The sequence below is a fragment of the uncultured Rothia sp. genome, from assembly GCF_937976295.1.
Classification (GTDB): Bacteria; Actinomycetota; Actinomycetes; order Actinomycetales; family Micrococcaceae; genus Rothia.
Genome location: NZ_CALJRY010000387.1, coordinates 1 through 4,765 on the forward strand (window position 1 = coordinate 1; position 4,765 = coordinate 4,765).

General features: G+C 59.5%; 2 protein-coding genes. One reads left to right on the forward strand and one right to left on the reverse strand.

Annotated elements, in window-relative coordinates; all coding sequences use genetic code 11:
- Positions 1-330 precede the first annotated feature (330 nt).
- Positions 331-1,095, forward strand: a complete 765-nt coding sequence (locus Q0216_RS10255) for a PspA/IM30 family protein (RefSeq protein WP_298595167.1) — start codon at positions 331-333, stop codon at positions 1,093-1,095.
- 105 nt (positions 1,096-1,200) lie between these two features.
- Here Q0216_RS10255 and Q0216_RS10260 read toward each other — a convergent pair whose 3' ends face one another.
- On the reverse strand, positions 1,201-3,696 hold the full coding sequence (locus Q0216_RS10260; RefSeq protein ID WP_298595170.1) for an S-layer homology domain-containing protein: 2,496 nt from the start codon (positions 3,694-3,696) through the stop codon (positions 1,201-1,203).
- Positions 3,697-4,765: the final 1,069 nt, after the last annotated feature.

A 4,765-nucleotide genomic window follows, 5' to 3' on the forward strand; every position in this document is an offset into this window, starting at 1 on the left:
GTGGCGGCTTCAGCGGCGGAGGCGGCGGTTGGGGCAGCGGCGGCGGTGACGGCGGTAGCTTCTAAACGCCTCCATGCTAACGATTCTGCCGATCGGCTTCTGCAGGTGTTTCTGCGGGCTAACCGGCAGGACACGTAGCTTACCTCACCGGTTTCTTCCCAAGTCGGAAAACACCTGAGGCAATTTACCAAAAGTTTAGGTAGCAGAAATCATGCGTGCATCATTTTCACAGCATGCACCCAGAAATCTGCCACATAATTAGTTATACGGGCACGGCTCACGAGGAGCGTAGTGCTCCCCCGCAGCCCGTTGAACAGAAAGTAGGAGATTATGGCTAAGCAGACCATCTTCGGCCGTATTGCACAGCTCGCTAAGGCAAACATCAACGCTCTGATTGATGCAGCTGAGGACCCGGAGAAGATGCTGGACCAGATGGTTCGTGACTACACCAACAACATCCGCGAGGCGGAGGCTGCAGTAGCACAGACCATCGGCAACCTGCGTCTGCTCGAGAAGGACCACGCAGAGGACGTCCAGACCGCCCAGGAGTGGGGCACCAAGGCTCTGGCAGCTTCTAACAAGGCTGATGAATTCCGCGCAGCTGGCGACGTTGCCAACGCTGACAAGTTCGACAACCTCGCCAAGATTGCTCTGAACAAGCAGCTGCTGGCTGAGAAGGCTGCACAGGCTGTTGAGCCTCAGCTGGCTTCCCAGACTCAGGTTGTCAACCAGCTCAAGGACGGCCTGGAGAAGATGCGCTCCAAGCTTGAAGAGGTCAAGTACAAGCGCGATGAGCTGACCGCACGTCAGAAGACCGCAGCAGCTCAGACCCAGGTGAACGACGCTCTGAAGGCGTTCGACGTTCTGGACCCGACCAGCGAGATGAGCCGCTTCGAAGAGAAGGTTCGCCGCGAAGAGGCACGCGTCATCGGTCAGCAGGAACTGGCAGCTTCCTCCCTGGACGCACAGTTCAACACCCTGGACCAGATGGAGCGCGAGACCGAGCTGGACGCTCGCCTGGCCGCTCTGAAGGCAAAGAACGCACCGGCTGCTCCGGCTCCCCTGGCTGTGGAATCCCCCACCCAGACCCTCTAAGCCCGGTCTAGCGCATAGCTTCTTGAGCTAAACCTCAAAAGATCCGCCCCGTTCCTGAACTCATCAGGAACGGGGCGGATCTTTATGCGTTAAGGGGTGCGCACTTTAGTTCGCGTAGATGTACAGGTAGCCTGCCATCGCGGAGCGGGTGACCGCATCCGAAGAGGTGGAACCGGTACCGATACCGTTGGATGCAGCCCACGCCAGAGCCTGGGACGCGTAGCCGCCCTGATCCTGTGCCGGGGAGCCAGCCGCACGGTACATGAACTCAGCCATGGTGGACTCGGTGACGGCCTCCAGGGGACGGAAGTCGCTACCGCTGATGCCCTGCTGGCTCAGCCAGAAAATCTCCTTGTACGCGGGGTGGTTGGCCGGAACGTCGCTGAACGGAGAGACAGCCGGTGCGTTCACAGCGGGGCGGCCAGCCACGCGGTACAGGTAGGTTGCCAGCTGTGCACGGTTGACCGAAGCGTTCGGGCGGAAGGTGCCATCTGCGAAGCCGAGCATGATGCGGTGGTCAGAGTTCCAGCTAATCTCGTTGTAGTTCGGGTCCGATTCGGACAGGTCGCTGTAGCCCAGCACGGGGGTCTTACCGGCGAAGTCCAGAGAGGACGCCAGGATGTGCGGCAGATCGTAGTCGTGGTGGCTGAAGCCGTCAATCAGCTTCACGCGGGCGTCGGAGAAGCCTGCGCCCAGGTATGCGTTGTAGCCGGACTCGACTGCGCCTCGTGCGCTCCAGGTGACGGGGTTGGTGTTGCCGGAGGTGTCATTCGCGCCAACCCACCAGTACATAGGCAGGCCCTTGGTGGTTGCGTCAGCGTCCACGGAGCCGTCCGAGTCGCCGCCCGCGACCATGATGGAGCCGCCACCGTTACGCCATGCGGTGTTGTGGTCAGTCAGCTCGTAGGTGATGAACTCGGCGCCACCGGAGTAGCCCATGGTCCACACCTGGGAAGCGTCCAGGTTGTTCTGGCTGACGAAGGACTTCGCGAAGGAGCGGAAGAACTCGCCATTAGCGTCCATGTCTTCCCACCAGGTGATGCCGTCGCCGGATGCGTTGGTGTCCGGGGAGATGATCGGCACAAAGACCATGTTGCGGGCGTTAGCGATCTTGCCCATTGCCGCGAGCATGCCCTCGTCGGGGGTGTAGACCTTGGACTCGTTACGCTGCCAGTAGTCGCCGTCGAAGTAGAAGACCACGCCAACAGGCTTGGAGTAGTCCAGGTTGTTCGCGTACACGTGGTACTGGGAGGTGGTGCCCGCCGGGGAGGTGTAGCTCTGGTAGGTTGCGGAGCTCATGGTGCGGGCACGCTGAGTGTTCTGCTGCTTCTGCTCAGCCTTCTGTTCGGTCTTCTGCTCAGCCTTGGGAGCGGCGGTTGCCTTGCCCTTGGTGAGCGAGTTGCTCAGAATCTCGGAGAAGTTGTAGTCGAAGTGGCCCGAGCCGTTCAGAACGGTCGCGGAAGCGTTGGTGTAGCCGGCATTGCGGTAAGCATTGTAGCCGCCCTCAACGGCGCCTCGTGCGCTCCAGGTCTGCGGGTAGGTCTCGCCGGAGCCGTCGTTCGAGTTTGCGTACCAGAACATGGGCTGGGACTTCAGCGCAGCCGAGGGGGTGCCTTCGTCCAGGCCGCCGCCAGCGATCATGATGGAGCCGCCGCCGTTGCGCCAGGTCTGGGGCTTGGTGTTCAGCTCGTAGGTGATGAACTCGGCGCCACCGGAGTAGCCCATGGTCCACACGTTGGAGGAGTCCACGCCGTTAGCCGCGATGAAGGAGGATGCGAAGGAGCGGAAGAACTCGCCGTTACGCTCCATGTCTTCCCACCAGGTCACGCCAGCATCGTAACGGTTGGAGTCCGGGGAGATGACGGGCACGAACAGCATGTTCTGTGCCGCTGCGGAGGCAGCCATCTGAGCCAGCTCACCGGAGGGGTCGTAGACCTTGGACTGGTCGTTGCGCCAGTAGTCGCCGTCGAAGTAGAAGACCACGCCAACGGGCTTGGAGAAGTCCACACCCTCAGCGTAGACGTGGTACTGCGAGGTGGTACCGGCCGGGGAGGTGTAGGACAGGAAAGTCTGGTTGGTGCGGGTTGCCGCCACGCCGGATGCTGCCTGAGTAGCCTGTGCGGTCTGCGTGGGCTGAACGGCGGGGGTTGCAGTGTTCTGGGTAGTTGCCTGGGTAGCCGCGGGAGTCTGGGCAACCTGTGCCAGGGTGGGCTGAGCGGAAGGCTGCGCAGCCTGGGTAGCCTGTGCCGATGCCTGAGCAGCCTGTGCGGACTGGAAGGTAGCCGAGGGGGTTGCCTGCTGAGTCGCCTGGGCGGTGTAGGTCTTCTGGATGGGCTGAACCGCGGTCGTTGCGGGAGCCTGCTGAGCCTGCTTTGCCTGTTCTGCCTGCTGGCGGATCTGCACAGCAACCTGCGAGAGGGTGGGCTGCACGGTGGAGGTGAACAGGGACTTAGGAGCGGCGGTCGCGGTAGCTGCGCCGGGGATGTCCTGAACGACAGGCGCAAAAGCCGAAGCGGGTGCTACCAGGGTGCTACCGAGCACGGAGGGTACAGCGACGGCTGCGAGAGAGCCAGCCTTAACAGTGCGGGGGCGAAGTGCCATGGGTTGTCCTCGTTGTTGGTGTTTCGTGGGGCGCGGACGCCTGTGAGTGGTTGAGTGATAGGTGGTCTATAGGTGAGAAGCCTATAGGCGGTCGGCCTGCGAATGTGACGCCGCATGGAGCAAGTCCATGCAACTGTCCCGTGTGTGTTGCGGGGATGTCCTCATGTGATGGAGGGGCACAGTACTCATCCGGAGAGCTACGCGGCGGACCGCGGTGACCACGTACTCAAAGCTACCAGGTCAAAAAGCCTTTTCCAGCGGTTTTTTGGGGCTATTTTTGGGTATCGAACAAGATTCAATCTTAACAAGAGATTTTTCTCAACTTATAGTTCAGCTTGAATCACCCTCAAGTAGAGGTTGAACAGGCTATTTCTTCCTTGAATTTCCGGGGTTTTTGAGCGTTTTTTGAAAGAGTTTCAAAAAACTCTACAATTAACTTGAATGTTTTATATGTGACTATAATCACTTTCAGGGTGAAGTGTTGCACTCAAAGCCCATTTTTTGTCAAAAACCGCGGAATTCCGGGGCAAAACAGGTGATTTCCAAGCCCGGAATATAGACACCTTTCGCATATTCCACTTTGAGAATGCACTTTGAGGCAAAAATAACCCCTTCGTCACTCCCCCACTCAGGCATCCTATCGGACCCCTCATCACGCTCTTGAGACCCGCCACCAGAGCCCCCTTTCAGACCCCTGTTAGAGTCCTTTTCGAGGTACCCAAAAGCAGTAACCCAAAGGAGGCATAACCACCCTCGAATGACCACTCGGAAGTGGCTCCGCCACCCCCATGAGCACACCCCTTTGAAGCCCCGATAGGCATGCTGAGGCATACCTCGAAAGATGTCCCGAAGACCAGCCCAAGGTGCTTTCAAAGCAGTTCAATGAAGACCAGCCCAAGGTGCTTTCAAAGCAGTTCAATAAGGAGGTTTTGAGAGGCTAGAAGATCCGCTTCAAACACCCCGAAGGGGCAGCTGGCAAGACCCCAACGCCCTCCCCGAAGCACCCGCGAAAGGGTTACAGACTCACCCCTACAAGGCTCAGAAGACCCCCTCCGCGGATTGCAGAAGG

Bases quoted from the DNA above. Each gene is read 5' to 3' on its own strand.
- Q0216_RS10255 (WP_298595167.1), top strand. From the start codon at position 331: ATGGCTAAGCAGACCATCTTCGGCCGTATTGCACAGCTCGCTAAGGCA.
- Q0216_RS10260 (WP_298595170.1), bottom strand. From the start codon at position 3,696: ATGGCACTTCGCCCCCGCACTGTTAAGGCTGGCTCTCTCGCAGCCGTC.